Source organism: Streptomyces sp. NPDC043870, from assembly GCF_056435785.1.
Window position 1 is genome coordinate 191,380 of sequence record NZ_JBWKDT010000011.1, and the last position, 20,891, is coordinate 212,270.

The 20,891-nt window shown below is 70.4% G+C and carries 16 protein-coding genes; 11 read left to right on the forward strand and 5 right to left on the reverse strand.

Annotated features, from left to right (window positions below):
* Positions 1-66 precede the first annotated feature (66 nt).
* The 4 genes from AC0699_RS16960 (at position 67) to AC0699_RS16975 (ending at position 6,679) form a co-directional block, all read left to right on the forward strand.
* The gene (locus tag AC0699_RS16960) at positions 67-2,532 is read left to right on the forward strand and encodes an MMPL family transporter (protein WP_478660613.1); all 2,466 of its coding nucleotides are present in this window, start codon (positions 67-69) and stop codon (positions 2,530-2,532) included.
* 78 nt (positions 2,533-2,610) lie between these two features.
* On the forward strand, positions 2,611-3,177 hold the full coding sequence (locus AC0699_RS16965) for a GNAT family N-acetyltransferase (protein ID WP_478660615.1): 567 nt from the start codon (positions 2,611-2,613) through the stop codon (positions 3,175-3,177).
* 232 nt (positions 3,178-3,409) lie between these two features.
* The gene (locus AC0699_RS16970; RefSeq protein ID WP_478660618.1) at positions 3,410-3,592 is read left to right on the forward strand and encodes a hypothetical protein; all 183 of its coding nucleotides are present in this window, start codon (positions 3,410-3,412) and stop codon (positions 3,590-3,592) included.
* A gap of 60 nt (positions 3,593-3,652) precedes the next feature.
* Positions 3,653-6,679, forward strand: coding sequence for a helix-turn-helix transcriptional regulator (locus AC0699_RS16975; protein ID WP_478660690.1), 3,027 nt, complete (start codon positions 3,653-3,655; stop codon positions 6,677-6,679).
* 44 nt (positions 6,680-6,723) lie between these two features.
* On the opposite strand, the gene AC0699_RS16980 is transcribed toward AC0699_RS16975, so the two are convergent.
* The 3 genes from AC0699_RS16980 to AC0699_RS16990 form a co-directional block, all read right to left on the reverse strand.
* Positions 6,724-6,900 (reverse strand): DUF6191 domain-containing protein, encoded by a 177-nt coding sequence (locus tag AC0699_RS16980; protein ID WP_478660622.1) that lies wholly within the window; start codon positions 6,898-6,900, stop codon positions 6,724-6,726.
* A 14-nt stretch (positions 6,901-6,914) separates the two neighbouring features.
* Entirely contained in the window at positions 6,915-8,090 is a 1,176-nt protein-coding gene (locus tag AC0699_RS16985; RefSeq protein WP_478660624.1) for a PQQ-dependent sugar dehydrogenase, read from the reverse strand.
* Between the two features lie 145 nt (positions 8,091-8,235).
* A complete protein-coding gene (locus AC0699_RS16990) occupies positions 8,236-9,234 on the reverse strand; it encodes an aldo/keto reductase (RefSeq protein ID WP_478660626.1) in 999 nt (332 codons plus the stop codon).
* A gap of 75 nt (positions 9,235-9,309) precedes the next feature.
* On the opposite strand from AC0699_RS16990, the gene AC0699_RS16995 reads away from it, so the two are divergent.
* The 7 genes from AC0699_RS16995 (at position 9,310) to AC0699_RS17025 (ending at position 19,761) form a co-directional block, all read left to right on the forward strand.
* Positions 9,310-10,260, forward strand: coding sequence for a 2-hydroxyacid dehydrogenase (locus tag AC0699_RS16995; protein WP_478660628.1), 951 nt, complete (start codon positions 9,310-9,312; stop codon positions 10,258-10,260).
* Positions 10,261-10,649: 389 nt separating this feature from the next.
* Complete coding sequence (locus tag AC0699_RS17000) at positions 10,650-13,502, forward strand: putative bifunctional diguanylate cyclase/phosphodiesterase (protein ID WP_478660692.1); 2,853 nt, start codon at positions 10,650-10,652, stop codon at positions 13,500-13,502.
* A gap of 228 nt (positions 13,503-13,730) precedes the next feature.
* A complete protein-coding gene (locus tag AC0699_RS17005; RefSeq protein ID WP_453660909.1) occupies positions 13,731-15,617 on the forward strand; it encodes an acetolactate synthase large subunit in 1,887 nt (628 codons plus the stop codon).
* 35 nt (positions 15,618-15,652) lie between these two features.
* A complete protein-coding gene (ilvN, locus tag AC0699_RS17010; protein WP_453660908.1) occupies positions 15,653-16,177 on the forward strand; it encodes an acetolactate synthase small subunit in 525 nt (174 codons plus the stop codon).
* Positions 16,178-16,277: 100 nt separating this feature from the next.
* Positions 16,278-17,279, forward strand: a complete 1,002-nt coding sequence (gene ilvC, locus AC0699_RS17015; protein ID WP_478660631.1) for a ketol-acid reductoisomerase — start codon at positions 16,278-16,280, stop codon at positions 17,277-17,279.
* A gap of 226 nt (positions 17,280-17,505) precedes the next feature.
* Positions 17,506-19,107, forward strand: a complete 1,602-nt coding sequence (gene serA, locus AC0699_RS17020; RefSeq protein ID WP_478660636.1) for a phosphoglycerate dehydrogenase — start codon at positions 17,506-17,508, stop codon at positions 19,105-19,107.
* 84 nt (positions 19,108-19,191) lie between these two features.
* Positions 19,192-19,761 carry a TetR/AcrR family transcriptional regulator gene (locus AC0699_RS17025; protein ID WP_478660638.1) on the forward strand — a complete coding sequence of 190 codons (570 nt, stop codon included), beginning with the start codon at positions 19,192-19,194 and terminating at the stop codon, positions 19,759-19,761.
* Positions 19,762-19,824: 63 nt separating this feature from the next.
* Here AC0699_RS17025 and AC0699_RS17030 read toward each other — a convergent pair whose 3' ends face one another.
* Positions 19,825-20,205 carry a peptidase inhibitor family I36 protein gene (locus AC0699_RS17030; protein ID WP_478660640.1) on the reverse strand — a complete coding sequence of 127 codons (381 nt, stop codon included), beginning with the start codon at positions 20,203-20,205 and terminating at the stop codon, positions 19,825-19,827.
* Complete coding sequence (locus tag AC0699_RS17035; RefSeq protein WP_478660642.1) at positions 20,202-20,891, reverse strand: hypothetical protein; 690 nt, start codon at positions 20,889-20,891, stop codon at positions 20,202-20,204. Before AC0699_RS17035 ends, AC0699_RS17030 begins: the two co-directional genes overlap by 4 nt.

Sequence of the window (20,891 nt, forward strand, 5' to 3'; positions counted from 1 at the left end):
GAAGGTCATGTGTTCTTTATGGGCAGTTCCCTCTAAAGATCCACAAACCAACAGGGAGCTCGTCCGTTGGCCGTCATCGCCCGGTGGTGCATCAAGCACCGCCTTGTCGCCGTCATGCTCTGGCTCCTCGCTCTCGGCGGTGTCTCGGCCGCGGCAGGCTTCGCGGGCACCGCGTACTCCACCGACTACGACGTTCCCGGCACCGAAGCGGGCCGGGCCGCCGAACTCCTCCAGGACGGGTTCCACGGCCAGGGCGGCGCCGGAGAGACCATCGTCTGGCACAGCGAGCACGGCAGCGTACGGGCGGCCGCCGTGAAGCAGCGCACGACCGCGATGCTCAAGAAGGTCGCGCGCCTGGACGGGGTCGCCTCAGTCACGGGGCCGTACGGCACCACCGCGAAGCCTCCCGCCGCACAGGTGCCCAAGCCCTCGGGCAAGAACGCGTCCGAGGCCGAGGCCGAGGCCGCGTCCGAGGCAAAGGCCGAGGCAGAGGCCAAGGCGAAGGACGAACCCAGGACCGAGGCGAAGACCAGGGACGCAGCCAAGGACAAGGCCGAAGCCAAAGCCACAGCCAAGGCCGGCAACGGCAAGGACGACGACAGCGCCGCCCCGGGCGGCAACGGCGGAGTCTCCGTCCCGGACGGCGCCGCACAGATCAGCGAGGACGGCCACACCGCCTACGCCACGGTCGTCTTCGACGCGAAGGCCGAGGACATCAGCAAAGCGCAGGCGCAGGCCGTCGTCGACACGGCCCGGGCGGCCGCCGGCGACGGGCTCCAGGTCGAACTGGGCGGCAGCGCCACCGCCCTGACCGAGGCGCCCTCCTCGCACATCGCCGAGATCGTCGGCGTGGCCGTTGCCGCGGTCGTCCTCTTCCTCGCCTTCGGCTCGCTCGCCGCCAGCCTGCTGCCCATCGCCACCGCGCTCGTCAGCGTCGGCGCCGCGTACTCGGGCATCGTGCTGCTCGGCCACGCCATGGACGTCGCCGACTTCGCGCCCATGCTCGGTCTGCTGATCGGACTCGGCGTCGGGATCGACTACGCCCTGTTCATCGTCACCCGGCACCGCAAGGGGCTCAGACGGGGACTGCCCGTCGCCGAGGCCGCCGAGAACGCCGTGGCGACGACCGGGCGCGCCGTCGTCTTCGCCGGCCTCACCGTGTGCATCGCCCTGCTCGGCATGCTGATCCTGCGACTCTCCTTCCTCAACGGAGTGGCGATCGCCGCTTGTCTCACGGTCCTCCTCACCGTCGCCGCCTCCGTGACGCTGCTGCCCGCGCTGCTGTCCTTCATCGGAATGCGGGCACTCGGCCGCCCAGAGCGCCGCAGGCTCGCCAGGCGCGGTCCCCGGCCCGAGCTCCCGACCGGTTGGGCCGCCCGCTGGTCCGTCTTCGTCGAACGCCGCCCGAAGCTGCTCGGGGCCGTCGCCGCCGTGGTGATGGCGGTGCTGGCGCTGCCGACGCTCTCGCTCCACCTCGGCACGTCCGACCAGGGCAACAACCCCGCGTCCAGCACCACCCGCAAGGCGTACGACCTGATCGCCGAGGGCTTCGGCCCCGGCACCAACGGGCCCCTCACTCTGGTCGCCGAACTCGACGGCGCCGATGACCGGCGGGCGCTGCGGAAGCTGCCCCGCACCCTGAGGGACACCAAGGGCGTCGCCTCCGTCAGCCCCGTGACCTACAACCGCAGCGCCGACAGCGCCGACAGCGCCGTACTCACCGTCGTGCCGGAGTCCTCGCCACAGTCCAAGGAGACCAGCGAACTCGTCGGCCGCCTCCGCGACACCGTCCTGCCCGCCGCCGTGAGCGGCACCTCGCTGCACGTCCACGTCGGAGGTGTGACCGCGAGCTACGACGACTTCGCCGCGGTGATCGTCGGCAAGCTGCCGCTCTTCGTCGGCGTCGTCATCGCGCTCGGCTGTCTGCTTCTGCTGCTCGCCTTCCGCTCCCTCGGCATTCCGCTCAAGGCCGCCCTGATGAACGTGGCGGCCGTCGCCTCCGCCTTCGGCGTCGTCGTCGCGATCTTCCAGTGGGGCTGGGGGAGTGAACTGCTCGGACTCGGCAGCGCGGGACCGATCGAGCCCTTCCTGCCCGTCATCATGGTCTCGGTGCTCTTCGGACTCTCCATGGACTACCAGGTCTTCCTGGTCAGCCGGATGTACGAGGAGTGGCTGGCGACCGGGGACAACCGGCGCGCCGTCCGGATCGGCCTCGCCGAGACGAGCCGCGTGATCAACTCCGCGGCGGTCATCATGATCTCCGTCTTCCTCGCGTTCGTCCTCAGCGGCGACCGTGTGATCGCGATGTTCGGCATCGGACTCGCCGCGGCCGTCGCGCTGGACGCCTTCGTCCTCCGTACGCTCCTGGTGCCCGCGCTCATGCACTTGCTGGGCGGCGCCAACTGGTGGCTGCCGCGCCGACTGGACCGGTGGCTGCCACGGATCAGCATCGAAACTCCCGTGAGCCGAACCCGCACACATGCGAGGATCCCGGAGCAGCGTGTGAGCGAGGACAGCCCGCTCGCGCGGTAGCCGGAGACACCGAGAAGCCGAGCGACACGAACAAGTCGAGCGACACCGAGAAGTCCACAGAGACCGTGAAGGAGCGGGATGTTCGCGATATCCCTGGGGGACGGCGCCGAGCTGAGGCCCATCGAGCCCTGGCAGGCCGAGGAGTTCCTCGATCACATCGACCGGGCTCGGGAGTACGCGGGTCCCTGGGTGCCCATGACGGTCAATGTGAAGGACGTCGATTCCGCCCGCACCGTGCTCCAGAACTACGCCGACAAGCAGGCGGCCGACACCGGCCGGCTGTACGTGATCCGGCTGGACGGCACCATCGTCGGCGGTGTGCTCTTCCGGGTCTTCGACACCCAGACGGAGTCGTGCGAGGTTGGCGTCTGGCTGGAGCCGTCGGCCGCCGGCCGCGGACTGATCACCCGGGCCGTCGAGCACCTCATCGACTGGGCCGTGGACGAGCGCGGCATGCACCGCGTCGAATGGCTCGCCTCCTCCCTCAACCACCGCTCCATCGGTGTGGCGAAGCGGCTCGGCATGACCCGCGACGGCGTCCTGCGCGAGCTCTTCCCCTGGCAGGGCATCCGCCACGACATGGAGGTCTGGTCCGTACTCGCCCCGGAGTGGCGCGAACGGCGCGCGGCCGGCAACCGTTCCTGAGCCTGGACCCACCCTTCCCTGGACCCACCCTTCCCTGGACCGCCGTTCCTGAGCCCTGATCGGGGTGCCTTAGAGGCGGATCGGCGGACCTGGGCGGACGTCTAAGGACCCCGGGCCGAGAAGATGCGGCACTCTCCCGATGTGGCCGCACCCCCTGGGGGACGAGAGTTGAGACATCGCGGAAGCGAAGGCTCGAACGAGTCGCCAACACCTCGTCACCAGGGAGAACCCCGTGTTCGCGTACGAACTCCAGAAGATTCAGCACGCCGAGATGATCCGCCGGGCCGACAACGAGCGGCTGGCCCGGCGGTTGCGCGTCGCCCGCCGTGCCGCCCGCCTCGCCGGCACCCCGTCCGCCAAGGACGAACCGGAGGGGCAGGTGAGTGGAAGCGGCCGGTTCGCCCGGGCTGCATGACGGGGCCGGGCCATGACGGTCGTGCCGATTTCCAGTGCCGCCGGCCCGGACGGCTGTGCGATGCTCGTCGGCGTGGAGACCCGGTCCGTCAGCCCCGTCTTCGTCGGCCGCACCGGCGAACTGAACACTCTTGCACACGCGCTCTCCCGCGCCACCGCGGGAGAGCCACAGGCGTTGCTCGTCGGCGGCGAGGCCGGAGTGGGCAAGACCCGTCTCATCGAGGAGTTCCACGAGGAGGCCTGCCGCAGGGGCGCCGTCTCCGCCATCGGCGGCTGTGTCGAGATCGGTGCCGACGGGCTGCCGTTCGCCCCGTTCTCCACCGCGCTGCGCAGTCTGCGGCGGCGGCTGCCCGAGGAGTTCGCAGCGGCGGCGGCCGGGCAGGAGGAGGAACTGGCCCGGCTGCTGCCCGAACTGGTCCAGGCCTCGAGGAGCTGGCAGGGCCGGCCCGATGAGGAGAGCGTAGCCCGGCTCTTCGAACTCACCGTCCGCCTCCTGGAACGCCTGGCAGCCGACCGCACGGTCGTCGTCGTCCTGGAGGACCTGCACTGGGCCGACGCCTCCACCCGCCACCTCCTCGCCTACCTCCTGCGCACCCTGCGCCGCGGCCGCCTCGTCGTCGTCGCCACCTACCGTGCCGACGACATCCACCGCCGCCACCCACTGCGGCCCCTCCTCGCCGAACTCGACCGGCTGCGGACCCTCCAGCGCGTCGAACTGCCCCGCTTGAGTCGCGACGAGGTCGCCCGCCAGATGGCCGGCATCCTCGCCACGGAACCCGCCCCGGCCCTCGTCGACGACATCTTCGAACGCTCCGACGGCAACGCCTTCTTCGTCGAGGAACTCGCCGTCGCCGCCAACGAGGGGGGCTGCCGCACCGGTCTCACCGACTCGCTCCGGGATCTCCTGCTCGTCCGTGTCGAAGGACTGCCCGACCACGCCCAGCGGGTCGCCAGGATCGTCGCCGAGGGCGGGTCCACCGTCGAGTACGACCTGCTCGCCGCCGTCGCCGGGCTCCCCGAGGACGAACTCATCGAGGCCCTGCGGTCCGCCGTGGGCGCCAACATCCTCACCCCCACCCCGGACGGCGACGGCTACCGCTTCCGCCACTCCCTGGTCCGCGAGGCCGTCAGCGACGATCTGCTGCCCGGCGAACGCTCCCGGCTCAACCGCCGCTACGCCGAAGCCCTGGAGGCCGGTCCCGCGCTCGTCCGCGCCGACGAACGCGCCGCCCGCCTCGCCAGCTACTGGTACCACGCCCACGACGCCGCGAAGGCCCTCCCCGCCGTGCTGGACGCCGCCGTCGAGGCCCGCCGCCGGCACGCCTACTCCGAGCAACTCCGGCTGCTGGAACGGGCGATGGAGCTGTGGGACGACGCCCCCGAGGACGTACGGGCCGAGCTGCGCCCCGCTGACTACGCCGAGGTCTACCCTCCGTGCGGCTACGACCCGGCCACCACCCCGCTGCACTATCTCGACCTCATGGCCGAGGCTGCCGTCGCAGGCCGTCTCTGCGGCGAGCGGGAACGCGCCCTGAAGATCACCAAGCGGGCGCTGCGGATTCTGGACGAGGAGAACGACGCCCTGCGCTCCGCCTGGTTCTGGGTCCAGCGCTCCCGCCTGACGCAGAGCCAGGGCCGAGGCGACGGCTGGAAGGAACTCGCCACCGCGCAGGAACTCGTGCGCGGACTTCCTCCGTCCGAGGTCCACGCCGACGTGCTCGCCAGCGTCGCCGCCTGGTCCATGCTGCACAACCCCGGGCCCGACGCGCTGGCCGCGGCCGAACGCGCCGTCACGTACGCGCAGATGGTCGGCGCCCCCGACATCGAGATGCACGCACGGCTCACCCTCGGAGGCCTGATGGTCGACGCGGGCGACATCGAGGCCGGACTCGCCGAGATGTACACGGTCAAGGACCGGGTGACCGACATGGGCATCGCCGCCGCCGTGGGCCGAAGCCATGTGAACCTCCCCTCCGTCCTGGAAGGCGTCGGTCGCTCCGCCGAGGCCGTGTGCGTCCTCGAGAAGGGGCTCGAGCTGTCCAGGAAGTACGGACTGCTGGACTCCGAAGCGTGGGTGTGGGGCAACCTGTCCGAGTCGCTGTACGCCCTCGGCCGCTGGGACGAGGCGGCCGAGGCCGCCGCCCAGGCCCAGCGCATCGGACAGAGCGCCAAGCCGCGGGGCGCCGGAGCGTCCCGGCACGCCTATCTCGCCCTCGCCCGGGGCGAGATGGCCGAGGCCGCCAGACAACTCGCTGCCGCACGCGACTACTACGGCACCCACGACCCCGTTCCGCAGCAGTCAATACCCTTGGCCCGTATCGCCGTCGGAGTCGCCGCGGGCGAGGGCCGTATCGCCGACGTCCGCGCAGAACTCGACCGTGCCCTGGCCCCCGGCTTTCCTCCGGGCACCCAGCGCTACGCCTGGCCGCTGCTGCTCGCCGCGGCCACCGCGGAGGCCGACGTCCGCGGTCTGCCCGCCGCCGAGGCCGGGCGTGCCGAGGCGCTCGCCCGCATCCGCCATGGCGCCAAGGCACTCCCCACCTCCGCACCGGTCTGGAACGCCTACCAGGAGTGGGTACAGGCGGAACTGCGCCGCGCCGAGGGCCAGGACACCCGGGACACCTGGGCCGCTGTGCTGGCCGCCTTCGCCTCCGTGGAGCGCCCTTACGACGTGGCACGGGTCCGCCATCGCACGGCCGAGTCGCTGCTGGCCGCCGGGGAACGCGAACCCGCGGTCGGCCTCCTGCGCCAGGCCCACCGGACCGCCGAGGCCCTCGGAGCCCGCCCGCTCGCCCAGGCCGTCGCCCAGCTCGCCCAGCGAGCCCGTGTCGGCCTCACCACCCCCGAGCCCGCGCCCGAACCCATCCCCGCCCCCGCCGAGGACCTCGGACTGACCCCGCGGGAGCAGGACGTCCTGCGTCTGGTCGCCGCCGGCCGCACCAACCGCCAGATCGCCGAGGAGCTCTACATCTCACCCAAGACCGCGAGCGTCCACGTCTCCAACATCCTGGCGAAGCTCGGCGTCGCAGGCCGTGGCGAAGCAGCCGCGCTGGCCCACCGTCTCCAGCTCTTCCCGGCGACCGCCTGACCATCCCTGCCCCGGCGGGCGCCCGTCGGGCCAGGTGCTGGTGCTCAGGCCTGCGGGTCCTGGCGAGGCGTGCGTATGACGACCTTCCCGGACGACAGGTCTATCTCGCCGTGCGCCGGATCGCCGTCGCCGACGTCCACCCGCGTCAGCTGCAGCCGGTTCCTCTCGTCCTCGGTGTGCTTGCGGCCGGGCGCGAAGAGTTCCTCGATCAGATTGAACACAAGCCGCTCACCTCTCACTTCACCTCCAGCCGCAGGATCCTGTCGTCCCCCGGCTCAGGTGTGCCTCTGGTGTCCGTCTCGCTGGTGACCAGCCAGACGGCCGAGCCGTCGCCCGCCCCGCCGACCGGCAGGACCGTACGCAGCCTGCCGTACTGTCCTTCGAGGAACGACTGGGGATCCGCGGAAGGTTCCGCACCGGCCAGCGGAATCCGCCACAGGCGCTGGCCCCTCAGGCCCGCCATCCATATCGAGCCCTTGGCGTAGGCGATCCCGCTCGGAGACGCCTCGTCCGTCCGCCACTGGGCCACCGGGTCCACGAAGCCGGGCCTGCCGCCCTTGCCCTCCACCTCGGGCCAGCCGTAGTTCTTGCCGGGTTCGACGAGATTCAGCTCGTCCCAGGTGTGCTGCCCGAACTCGGCGGCCCACAGCCGCTTTTCGGAGTCCCAGGCGAGGCCCTGCACATTGCGGTGGCCGTACGAATAGACCACGGAATCCGCCGACGGATTCCCGTGCACAGGCTCCCCGTCCGGGGTCATCCGGAGGATCTTGCCGCCCAGGGATTCCTTGTCCTGCGCCAGTCCCGTGTCGCCCGTTTCGCCCGTGCCCGCGTAGAGCATCTTGTCCGGGCCGAAGGCGATCCGTCCGCCGTTGTGGATACGGCCCTTGGGGATGCCACGCAGGACGGTGTCGGGAGCGCCGAGCTGCTGCCCGGCCGGCTTCTTCTCGTCGTACAGCATGCGGGCGATGCGGTTGTCCGACTCGGTCGTGAAGTACGCGTACACCAGATGGTCCGAGGCGAACGACGGGGAGACGGCGAGACCCATCAGGCCCCCCTCACCGGCCGGGGCGACGCCCGGCACCGCGCCTGTCTCCGTCTTCTTGCCGCTGTCGGCGGCGACGCGCGTGATCGTGCCCTCGTCGCGCGACGAGACCAGCAGGTCGCCGTCGGGCAGGGCGGCCAGGCCCCAGGGAGACTTCAGGTCCTGGGTCAGCGTGGCCGTCACCTTCACCGAGCCCTTCGCCGGCGGGGCGGCCGGGGAGGTACCGCCGCCCGGGCCTGAGGGGGTGACCTGGCCCGAGGGGGCGCCTCGGCGCCCGTCCGCCCGCTCCTGTCCGTCGCCGGAGGAGCACCCGGCGACGAACAGCAGCGCGGCAGCGGCCAGCACGGCCGATACACCTGGACGTTGCACGATTCATGTCCCTTCGCCGGGTGAGCGGGTCGCGTAGGCCGTACGAGCCGCACGTCTACAGTTCTTACACCGCAGCCCCGCCCCAGGTTCCCGATCTCCGCAGATGACTTCGCGCGCTGACCGGCGTACGTACCCCGGACAGGCCCTAGTCCCAGGATCCCCTGGCCGGCGGCAGTCCCGCGATCTCGGCGACGTCCCGCACGGTCAGCTCCAGCCGCGCCGCCGCCGCGTTCTCCACGGCCCACCGCTCCCGTTTGGCCCCCGGCACCGGCACGACATGACGTCCTCGGCCCAGCACCCACGCCAGCGCCACCTGCGCCGGAGTCGTACCGGGACCGTGCCGCTCCGCGACCCGCCGCAGCCCCGCGACCACCGGCTGGTTCGCCGCCATCATCTCCGCCGTGAACCGCGGGTGCCGGGCCCGCAGATCATCGGGCTCGAAGCCCTGTCCGGGGGTCAGGGTGCCCGTGAGGAATCCGTTGCCCAGCGGCATCGCCGCCAGGAAACCCATGCCACGCGCCTCGCACCACGGCAGCAGCGTGTCGAGCGACTCGGGCGACCACACCGACAGCTCCGCCTCCACCGCGCTGACCGGAAAGACCTGCTGGATCCGCTCCAGCTGCCGAATCGTTCCGTCGTACAGCCCCGCACCCGCTCTGCGCGACGCACGCGCCCCCACCGCGCAGAGCCCCAGCGCGCGCACCTTTCCCGCCGACACGAGTTCCGCCATCGCGCCCCAGGTCTCCTCCACCGGGACCTCCGGGTCCGCGCGGTGGAGCTGGTACAGGTCGATGGCATCGATCCCGAGCCGCCGCAGCGACGCGTCGCACGCCCGCCGCACATAGCCCGGCCGCCCATTGGCGACGATGTGCTGATCGCCGACGAGCAGTCCGACCTTCGTCGAGACGAACGCCTCGCCCCGCCGCTCCTTGAGGACCCTGCCGAGCAGCAGTTCATTGGTGAACGGGCCGTACATGTCGGCCGTGTCGAGCAGATTCACACCCGCGTCGAGCGCCGCGTGCACTGTGCGCAACGAGCGGTCACCGCGTTGCTGCGAGCTGGTGTACGCCCAGCTCATCGGCATACAGCCGAGGCCGATCGCGCCCACTTCGAGCGCCGCCGCACCGATTGTCCTGCGGTCCACCTGCGCGTACCCCTCCCTGTGCCGCTCCCCAAACTAACCTCTGCCTCCCGCCGCGCTTCGCATAGCCTCCTGACCATGACTTCAGACGTATGGCTCCCCGTTCCGGCAGAGGAGATCGAAGGGCTCCCCGCTGCCGCGGAGTCCGGGCTCCGCTACCGCTTCTGGGACGGCGACGAGGACTATCCGGCCGACCCCGTCGACTGTGCCTTCTACGTCGTCCCGTACATGAAGGGCACGGGGGTCGCGGTACGGCCGCTGGCCGCCATGAAGAACGTGCGGGTCGTCCAGACCCTGTCGGCCGGAATCGACCACGTCGAACCCGGACTCGGCTCGCTGCATGCCGGCGTACGCCTCTGCAATGCCCAGGGAGTTCACGAGGCGAGCACCGCCGAGCTCACGCTCGCCCTGATCCTCGCCTCCCTGCGCGGCATTCCCCGCTTCGTGGAGGGCCAGCGTCAGGAGGAGTGGAGGTCAGGCTTCTATCCGGCGCTCGCCGACAAGTCCGTGCTCATCGTCGGGTACGGCTCGATCGGCGCCGCCATCGAGGACCGGCTCGTGCCGTTTGAATGTGCGCGGGTGGTGCGCGTCGCGCGCTCTGCACGTACCACTGAGCGCGGCGAAGTGCACGCACTCACCGAACTCCCGGAGCTGCTCGCCGAATCCGATGTGGTGATCCTCTCCACCCCGCTCACAGCGGCCACCCACCATCTCGCCAACGCCGATTTCCTGGCCCGGATGAAGGACGGCGCCCTGCTGGTGAACGTTGCGCGCGGACCGGTCGTCGACACCAAAGCGCTGCTCACGGAGGTCGCGAGCGGCCGGATCACCGCAGCCCTCGACGTCACCGACCCCGAGCCGCTGCCCGTCGGCCACCCGCTCTGGCACGCCCCCGGCGTCCTGATCAGTCCTCATGTCGGCGGCTCCACTTCGGCGTTCCTGCCCCGCGCCAAGCGCCTGCTGGCCGGACAGCTCACCCGGTACGCGGCAGGAGAGCCGCTGCGAAACGTGGTCCTCACGACCGAGTAGACGCCACACTGGAACGCGCCGGGCACTCTGCGGAGTCGCCCGGATGCACCGTGTGTCGAGGATCCCTCTCTCGGTCACTGTGAGTAGAGAACCTATGTCCCTGAGTGACGAGACTGGTGTATCGTCCCGACTTGGGGGCTGCGTCGTGTACGAGAGCGGCGTTGCGGAGCGATCAGACTTCGAGGGGGGCGACGGGCGATGCACGGCCAATGGACCAACGATCCGACGCGGCGGGAGCGCCGCCGACGACCCTCGCACGCTCCACTGCGCGGACCGGCAGCCCCGGCGAGACCGGGCACGCCGCCCGGCTCTCGCAGGCGGAGCCCGGGGAGTCCGCACAGCCGGCCCCGCAGGCGGAGCCGGCTGAAAGCGCTGTCAGGAGCGGTCCGGTGAGCGCCCTGGGAGCGCTCCTCGCCCCCCGGCCGGTCCAGGACGGCGGTGGGACGGGGATGATGCCGAAGGTCCTGCTCGGTCTCGCCAGCGGCGGTTATGCCATCGGTGCCGCCTTCGGCTGGGGATCCGAGCAACTGGCGCTGATCATGGGTGATTTCGGGCTCAGTCTCGCCGCCCTGCTCGCAGCGGTCTCCTGCTTCGTCTACGCACGTGCGCGCGGCAACCGCTTCCGGCCGGCCTGGATGCTCTTCGCGGTCTCGTCCGCCATGGCGGCGTGCGGAAACGCGGTCTGGGGCTGGTACGAGGTGGTGCTCGGCCAGGCCGTGCCGAGCCCGTGCCTCGCCGATCTGTTCTTCCTCTGCTTCGCGCCGCCGGCCATCGTGGGGCTGCTCGTCCTGGCCAAGCGGCCCGTCACCCGGGCCGGCTGGGTCTGCCTCGCCCTCGACGCCTGGCTGATCGGCGGCTCCCTGCTCACGCTCTCCTGGAGCCTCGCCCTCGCGCACACCGCGCACTTCGAGGGCGAGAGCGTGGCAGAGGCGGCGCTGTCCCTCGCCTATCCGCTGCTTGACATCGTTCTCGTCAGCATGGTGCTCGCCCTGCACTTCCGGCGGTCGAACCTGAACCGGTCGGCGATCAACACCGCCATCGCCGCGCTCGCCCTGACCGTGCTGTGCGACGCCCTGTTCACCTCACCGCTGCTGCGGGACAACTACCACTCCGGGCAGCTGCTGGACGCCGGCTGGTTCGCCGGGTCGCTCCTCCTCGCGTACGCGCCCTGGGGAGTGCGCCGACTGGAGGCGAGCGCCGGGCATCCCCGCGGCTCCCGGCCCGCGGTCCGCCCCATTGCCGGCTCCCTCGCCGCCCTCACTCCGTATCTGGCGGCAGCCGTCTGCACGCTCGGCATCCTCTACAACGTCATCGAGGACCGCCGGGTCGACCGGGTGGTGGTCTTCACCGGCTGCATGGTCGTCCTGGCCCTCGTCGTGCGGCAGGGCATCATGCTGCTCGACAACATCGCCCTCACCCATGAACTGGCCCAGAAGGAGAACCACTTCCGATCCCTGGTGCAGGGATCCAGCGACGTCATCATGATCGCCGCGCCCACAGGCATACTCCGCTACGTCAGCCCGGCCGCCGCCGGTGTGTACGGCCGGGACGCGGACGAGCTCATCGGCTCCGAACTGGCATCCCTCATCCACCCCGAGGACCTGGGGCGCGTCGTCCACGAAGTGCGCCGGTTTCTGGCCGCTCCTCCTTCGGAGGAGCCCACGACCCGCATCGAGTGCCGCTTCAGATCCGGCACCGGCCAGTGGCTCAATGTCGAGTCGACGGTCAACCGCCACCAGGGCGGGCTGATCTTCAACAGCAGGGATGTCACCGAGCGGGTGCGCCTCCAGGCCCAGCTGCAGCACAACGCCGAGCACGACCCGCTCACCGACCTGCCCAACCGCGCACTGTTCACCGAGCGGGTACGCCAGGCCCTCGGCGGCCGCCGTGCCGGCGACCAGGGCACGGCCGTGCTCTTCATCGACCTGGACGGCTTCAAGGGGGTGAACGACCGCCTCGGCCACCAGGCCGGCGACGAGCTGCTGATCCAGGCCGCCCGCCGTCTCCAGGAGTCCGTGCGCGCGGGTGACACCGCGGCCCGGCTGGGCGGTGACGAATTCGCCGCCCTCATCCTCGGCGACGGCTCCCGCGATCAGTCCGCCCGCGAGTTCACGGTGCACGACATCGCCGACCGGCTGCGGCTCATGCTCTCCCAGCCGTACCGGGTGGGGGGCAACGAGGTACGGGTCGCCGCGTCCATCGGCGTCGCCTTCGCCGAGTCCGGCATCACCGCGGGCGAGCTGCTGCGCAACGCCGACCTGGCCATGTACCGGGCCAAGGCGGGCGGCAAGAACCGGGTCGAGCTGTACGCACCCCAGATGCAGGCAGAGGTCGTCCGCCGCAGTGAGCTGGCCGGCCGGCTGCGCGCCGCGCTCCACGACGGTGAGTTCGCGCTGCTCCACCAGCCCGTCGTCGGCCTCGACGACGGCCGTATCAGCGCCGTCGCCGCGCAGGCCCGCTGGAGATCGGCCCAGGGCATCCTCTTCACGCCCGCCGAATTCCTGCGGGTCGCCGAGGACAGCGACCGCACCGCCGAGCTCGGCCGCTGGCTGCTGGAGGAGGCCGTCGAGCAGGCCGCGGAGCGCAGCCGGCTCGGACACCAGGTGCCCGTGTCCATCCGGCTCCCGGCCCGTCGGCTGCTGGACCGGTCCGTGCCGCTCGGCTCCATCGAGGGGCTCCTCACCCGCCATGGGCTGCCCTCCGGTTCCCTGGTGATCGAGCTCGCCGACAGCGACCCGCGGATCTCCTTCGACGAGCTGGAGCAGCGCCTCGTCGCGCTGCGGCGACTCGGAGTACGGATTGCCCTGGACGGCTTCGGCAGCGGCTACGCCGCGATCAACGCACTGCGCCGGCTCCCCGTCGACGTACTGAAACTCGACCGCGGCCTGGTCGAGGGCGTCGTCGAGTCGGCCAGACTGCACAAGATCACCAGCGGTCTGCTCCGTATCGCCTGCGACCTCGGCATGCAGTCCGTGGCGGACGGTGTGGACGTTCCCGAGCAGGTGCTGGCTCTGCGCGCGATGGGCTGCACCCACGGCCAGGGGATGGCGTTCTCGGGACCGATCGACGAGTACCGGCTGCGCCGTGCCCTGGTGCGTGGCGAGTATCCGGTGCCCGGGGGAGCCGCTCTGCCGGTCCTCTCCGGCCGCTCCCTGCCCGGGCGGCGCCAGGCGGTCCCACCGGAGGTGTTCGGGCATCCCTCGATGCGCTCAAATAATGAGACGCCTGTCCCACCCACTTGACAGTGGCAGTGTGCCGGGGAGAGGGTCAGTGCCATGCGCACCCGAATTCTCGTACTTGGAAAGCGCGTCGGCTGAAGCAGGGCCCTGCACGGGCTCTGCAGACCGCACCGGCGCGCTCCCCTCGCTTGCCTCACGGCACGAGGGGTTTTTTGTTGCACTGGTACTTATCAAAACCCCGCAAAACACCCAGCTTCGAGACCCGCAATAACCCTCAGCTTCGAGAAGAGAATGCCGATGACCGAGCAGGCCACCGGGGCCCACCATCCGCAGCCGCGGGCCCGCACCGGCGGACAGACCTCCGCCACCGTTGAGCACGTCACGGGCGCGCAGTCCCTCATCCGCTCTCTCGAGGAAGTCGGGGCCGAGACCGTGTTCGGCATCCCGGGCGGTGCCATCCTCCCCGCGTACGACCCCTTGATGGACTCCTCCCGGGTCCGTCACATCCTGGTCCGCCACGAGCAGGGCGCGGGCCACGCCGCCACCGGCTACGCGCAGGCCACCGGCAAGGTCGGCGTGTGCATGGCCACCTCCGGGCCGGGCGCCACCAACCTGGTCACGCCGATCGCCGACGCCCACATGGACTCCGTCCCGCTGGTCGCGATCACCGGCCAGGTGGCCAGCAAGGCCATCGGCACGGACGCCTTCCAGGAGGCGGACATCTGCGGCATCACGATGCCGATCACCAAGCACAACTTCCTGGTCACCAAGGCCGAGGACATCCCGAGGACCATCGCCGAGGCCTTCCACATCGCCTCCACCGGCCGCCCGGGACCGGTCCTGGTCGACATCGCCAAGGACGCCCTGCAGGCGCAGACCACCTTCAGCTGGCCGCCGCAGACCGACCTGCCCGGCTACCGCCCGGTGACCAAGCCGCACGCCAAGCAGATCCGCGAGGCCGCCAAGCTGATCACGCAGGCCAAGCGCCCCGTCCTGTACGTCGGTGGCGGTGTCCTCAAGGCCGGCGCCACGGCCGAGCTGAAGGTCCTGGCGGAGCTCACGGGCGCCCCCGTCACCACCACCCTGATGGCGCTGGGCGCGTTCCCCGACAGCCACCCGCTCCATGTGGGAATGCCGGGCATGCACGGTGCGGTCACCGCCGTCACCGCGCTGCAGAAGGCCGACCTGATCGTCGCCCTCGGCGCCCGTTTCGACGACCGCGTCACCGGAAAGCTGGACAGCTTCGCCCCGTACGCCAAGATCGTCCACGCCGACATCGACCCGGCCGAGATCGGCAAGAACCGGGCCGCCGACGTCCCGATCGTCGGTGACGCCCGCGAGGTCATCGCCGATCTGGTCCAGGCCGTCCAGGCCGAGCACAACGAGGGCAACACCGGCGACTACGCCGCCTGGTGGAACGACCTCAACCGCTGGCGCGAGACCTACCCGCTCGGCTACGAGACGCCGGACGACGGCAGCCTCGCCCCGCAGCAGGTCATCCAGCGGATCGGCCGGCTCGCTCCGGAGGGCACGATCTTCGCGGCCGGTGTCGGCCAGCACCAGATGTGGGCCGCCCACTTCATCGACTACGAGAAGCCGGCCACCTGGCTGAACTCCGGCGGCGCCGGGACCATGGGCTACGCCGTCCCGGCCGCCATGGGAGCCAAGGCCGGAATGCCGGACCGTACCGTCTGGGCGATCGACGGCGACGGCTGCTTCCAGATGACCAACCAGGAGCTGGTCACCTGCGCGCTGAACAACATCCCGATCAAGGTCGCGATCATCAACAACGGCGCGCTGGGCATGGTCCGTCAGTGGCAGACCCTGTTCTACAACGAGCGTTACTCCAGCACCGTCCTGCACGCCGACGAGACCGGCCACCACACAACCGGCTCCCAGCTCGGCGCGAGCACGGCGCCCCGCAAGGGCACCCGCGTCCCGGACTTCGTGAAGCTGTCCGAGGCGATGGGCTGTGTCGCCCTGCGCTGCGAGGACCCGGCCGACCTGGACAAGGTCATCGCCGAGGCCAACGCGATCAACGACCGTCCCGTCGTCATCGACTTCATCGTCCACGAGGACGCCATGGTGTGGCCGATGGTCGCCGCAGGCACCTCCAACGACGAGGTCATGGCCGCCCGCGGCGTCCGCCCGGACTTCGGCGACAACGAAGACGACTGAGCGAGCAGCGAGAGTAGAGAGAGACGTCACGAATCATGTCCAAGCACACGCTCTCCGTCCTGGTGGAGAACACCCCGGGCATCCTGGCCAGGATCGCCGCCCTGTTCTCCCGCCGCGGCTTCAACATCGACTCGCTCGCCGTCGGCGTCACCGAGCACCCCGACATCTCCCGCATCACGATCGTGGTCCAGGTCGAGGACCTGCCGCTGGAGCAGGTGACCAAGCAGCTCAACAAGCTGGTCAACGTCCTGAAGATCGTCGAGCTCGAGCCCAGCGCCGCGATCCAGCGCGAGCTCGTCCTGGTGAAGGTCCGCGCCGACAACGAGACCCGCTCCCAGATCGTCGAGATCGTCCAGCTGTTCCGCGCCAAGACCGTCGACGTCTCGCCCGAGGCCGTCACGATCGAGGCCACCGGATCGAGTGACAAGCTCGACGCCATGCTGAAGATGCTGGAGCAGTTCGGCATCAAGGAGCTGGTCCAGTCCGGCACGATCGCCATAGGGCGTGGCGCCCGGTCCATCACGGACCGCAGCCTGCGGGCCCTCGACCGCAGCGCGTAACGGCACGTCCGCCCGGATACCGAGACCCCCGAGCCCCTCATCGCTCCCCGCCGTACGGTGGGACGCAACACCAGCAAGACCAGTCAACAAGGAGAAACCAGTGGCCGAGCTGTTCTACGACGACGACGCCGACCTGTCCATCATCCAGGGCCGCAAGGTCGCGGTCATCGGCTACGGCAGCCAGGGCCACGCCCACGCGCTGTCGCTCCGCGACTCTGGTGTGGACGTCCGCGTCGGTCTGCACGAGGGGTCCAAGTCCAAGGCCAAGGCCGAGGAGCAGGGCCTGCGCGTGGTGACGCCGTCGGAGGCCGCCGCCGAGGCCGACGTCATCATGATCCTCATCCCGGACCCGATCCAGGCCCAGGTGTACGAGGAGTCCGTCAAGGACAACCTGAAGGACGGCGACGCGCTGTTCTTCGCCCACGGTTTCAACATCCGCTTCGGCCTCATCAAGCCGCCGGCTGGTGTCGACGTCGCCCTGGTCGCTCCCAAGGGCCCGGGCCACCTGGTCCGCCGTCAGTACGAGGAGGGCCGCGGCGTCCCGGCGATCGCCGCCGTCGAGCAGGACGCGACCGGCAGCGCCTTCGCGCTGGCGCTCTCGTACGCCAAGGCCATCGGCGGCACCCGCGCCGGTGTCATCAAGACGACCTTCACCGAGGAGACCGAGACCGACCTGTTCGGTGAGCAGGCCGTCCTGTGCGGTGGCGCCTCGGCGCTCGTCAAGGCGGGCTTCGAGACCCTGGTCGAGGCCGGCTACCAGCCGGAGATCGCGTACTTCGAGTGCCTCCACGAGCTGAAGCTGATCGTGGACCTCATGTACGAGGGCGGCCTGGAGAAGATGCGCTGGTCGGTCTCCGAGACCGCCGAGTGGGGCGACTACGTCACCGGTCCGCGCATCATCACGGACCAGACCAAGGCCGAGATGAAGAAGGTCCTCGCCGAGATCCAGGACGGCACGTTCGCCAAGAACTGGATGGACGAGTACCACGGCGGTCTGAAGAAGTACAACGAGTACAAGACGCAGGACGAGAACCACCTCCTGGAGACCACCGGCAAGGAGCTGCGCAAGCTCATGAGCTGGGTCGACAACGAGGAGGCGTAAGCCTCGGTGCGGCGGGTCCGGAAGGGCCCGCCGCACTCCGTTGGACAACAAGTCCAACCACGGACGGGTGATCCTTCCGCCAAGGCGGAAAACCAGCCCTCCAAGACCACTAGAGTGGTCAACAGATTCGCGTTCAGGCCCACAGCGTCGTGCGTCTTCCACGCGGCTAGCCCCTCCGCCTGCGGCCGTCGGGACGGCCGTCCGCATTGGACCAGTGAGGACTCACGTGAGCACTGCGCCCCGTAAACCCGTTGTACTCATCGCTGAAGAGCTGTCGCCCGCGACCGTGGATGCGCTCGGTCCGGACTTCGACATCCGGCATTGCAACGGCGCGGATCGCGCCGAGCTTCTCCCCGCCATCACCGATGTGGACGCGATCCTCGTACGTTCCGCCACCAAGGTCGACGCCGAGGCGATCGCCGCAGCGAGCAAGCTCAAGGTCGTCGCCCGCGCCGGTGTCGGCCTGGACAACGTGGACGTATCCGCCGCCACCAAGGCCGGCGTGATGGTCGTCAACGCCCCGACCTCCAACATCGTGACCGCCGCCGAGCTCGCCTGCGGTCTGCTCGTCGCCACCGCGCGCAACATCCCGCAGGCCAACACCGCCCTGAAGAACGGCGAGTGGAAGCGCTCCAAGTACACGGGCGTGGAGCTGAGCGAGAAGATCCTCGGCGTCGTCGGCCTCGGCCGCATCGGTGTGCTGGTCGCCCAGCGGATGTCCGCCTTCGGCATGAAGATCGTCGCGTACGACCCCTACGTCCAGCCCGCACGAGCCGCGCAGATGGGCGTCAAGCTGCTCTCGCTGGACGAGCTGCTGGAGGTCTCGGACTTCATCACCGTCCACCTCCCGAAGACCCCGGAGACGCTCGGCCTGATCGGTGACGAGGCGCTGCACAAGGTCAAGCCGACCGTCCGCATCGTCAACGCCGCGCGTGGCGGGATCGTCGACGAGAGCGCGCTGGCCAGCGCGCTCAAGGAGGGCCGGGTCGCGGGCGCGGGTCTCGACGTGTATGCGAAGGAGCCCTGCACGGACTCCCCGCTGTTCGAGTTCGACCAGGTCGTCTGCACCCCGCACCTCGGCGCGTCCACGGACGAGGCTCAGGAGAAGGCCGGTATCTCGGTCGCCAAGTCGGTGCGCCTCGCGCTCGCCGGCGAGCTGGTGCCGGACGCGGTCAACGTCCAGGGCGGTGTCATCGCCGAGGACGTGCGCCCGGGTCTGCCGCTCGCCGAGAAGCTCGGCCGGATCTTCACCGCGCTGGCGGGAGAGGTCGCGGTCCGGCTCGATGTCGAGGTGTACGGCGAGATCACCCAGCACGATGTGAAGGTGCTCGAACTGTCCGCGCTGAAGGGCGTGTTCGAAGACGTGGTCGACGAGACCGTGTCGTACGTGAACGCGCCGCTGTTCGCGCAGGAGCGCGGTGTCGAGGTCCGTCTGACCACCAGCTCGGAGTCCCCGGACCACCGCAATGTGGTGACTGTGCGCGGCACGCTCTCCGACGGCGAGGAGGTCGCGGTCTCCGGCACCCTGGCCGGCCCCAAGCACCTCCAGAAGATCGTGGCCGTGGGCGACTACGACATCGACCTGGCTCTCGCCGACCACATGGTCGTGGCGCGCTACGAGGACCGTCCGGGCGTCGTCGGCACCGTCGGCCGGATCCTCGGCGAGGCCGGGCTGAACATCGCGGGCATGCAGGTCTCGCGCCAGGAGGAGGGCGGCGAGGCGCTGGTCGTGCTCACCGTCGACGACACCGTGCCGCAGCCCGTGCTGAACGAGATCGCCGAGGAGATCGGCGCGACGTCGGCCCGTTCGGTGAACCTGATCGACTGATCCCGTATCGCGGACCGCTCCCGCGCACCCGCTTCTTAGACGCTCGTCTTACACGAGCGTCTAAGGGGCGGGTACGCTGCTTTCATGGGACACCGCGAAGATCTGCTCGAAGGCGCCAAGCGCTGCCTGCTGGAGAAGGGTTACGGCCGGACGACCGCCCGTGACATCGTCGCCGCATCCGGCACGAACCTGGCCTCCATCGGCTACCACTACGGCTCCAAGGACGCTCTGCTCCAGCAGGCCTTCCTGGCGCTGACGGAGGAGTGGGGCGAGGCTGTGGGACCCGCTCGGGCCGAGAGCGCGGGTGGCGCGCCGGCCGATCCGTACGCACGCTTCGAAGGTGTCTGGGAGAAGGTCATCGCCGCCTTCGAGGAGAGCCGCAAGGTCTGGAAGCTCCAGCTGGAGGTGGTCACCCGGCTCGACGACGACGAGGTGCTCCGGGAGGCGATCAAGGAGCCCCAGCGGGAGGGGCGGCTCGGCATGGCGGAGGGCATCCTCGGGATCGACCCGGAGGCCGATCCGGAGAAGGCCCGTGCGGCGGGGCTGCTCTTCCAGGCGCTGGTGGCGGGCGTGATGATCCAGTGGATGGTGGACCCCGAGACGGCTCCGTCCGCGAAGGATCTCACCGACGGCCTCAAGGCGATCATGGAGTAGGTGGCGACAGGGGTGCGGCCCTCGCCCGTGATGACGGGCGAGGGCCGCGGGGTGTGGCTATGGTCAGCAGCCCATCGTCCAGGTGTGGGAGTCGCCGTCGTCATTGGCCGCGGCGTTGTAGTTGACCTCCTGGCCCGGGGCCAGACAGATCGTCATGTGCCCGCCCAGGTTGGCACTTGAGTACACCTGGACGTGGTCCTTGACGCCCGGCCCGGAGATGCCGTGGTTCGCCCAGGAGGAGTCCTCATCGGCGATCCAGCTCTCCCACCAGTGGTCGTCGCCCGACCAGTTGGCCCGCTGGCCGCCGTAGTCGGCGTCCGTCCAGGTGCAGAAGTGGCCGCTCGGACAGTCGGCGGCACCGGCCGGGGCCGCGGCCGCGGCGAGCCCGCCGGTGAGCAGGAGCACGGCCGTCGCGGCGGAGGCAAGGATGCGCTTCGGAGTCATGGAGTGAGGGTGCCTTTCTCTGTCGTGTTCCCCTGAGGTCGCGCGGGGGAGAGTTCCGCCGCGCGGTGCAGAGCGCGGGTGCGCAACTGCGCGTACGTGGTGAGCTGTTCGCGCCGCAGGGCGCGCACCTCGGCCAGCCGGGCCGGTTCGAGCCGGGCCTCGACGGCGGTCAGCCCGCTCTCACGGGCGCACCGGGTGGCGGCAGCCTGCTCCGGCTGCCGAGGCGAACGGCCGGACAGGCACCGGGTGTACCGGGCGAAGACGGTGCGGTGGGCGGGATCCGTCCGCATCCGGGCCCCGGCCTCGGCGCGCAGGTTGTTGACGGTCACCTGGGCCCTGAACCAGCGGCGCTGGTCGCCGTAGAGGGTGCGCTGGGCCGAGGCGAGGCAGCCGTCGGTGTGAGCGGTGACGGTGTAGCCGGTGGGAAGGGTCAGGGACAGTTCGCTGGGCCCGCTGCCGAAGAGGGCGGCCTGGAGCCGTCTGTTCTCGGCGGGGGTGGCGGGCTTGGGCGCGGTGGTGAGCCCCTGGCTCGCGAGGCAGCGGGTGACCAGGGCCTGCTCGGCGGATCGGATGAGGTCGTCCCTGGACCGCTCGGTCGTGGGCAGCGCACGTCCCGCGGGCGCCGCGGCACAGCCCGACAGGACGAGCACCGCGACAAGGGCGCACGCCGCGTGGAGAGCGCGCAC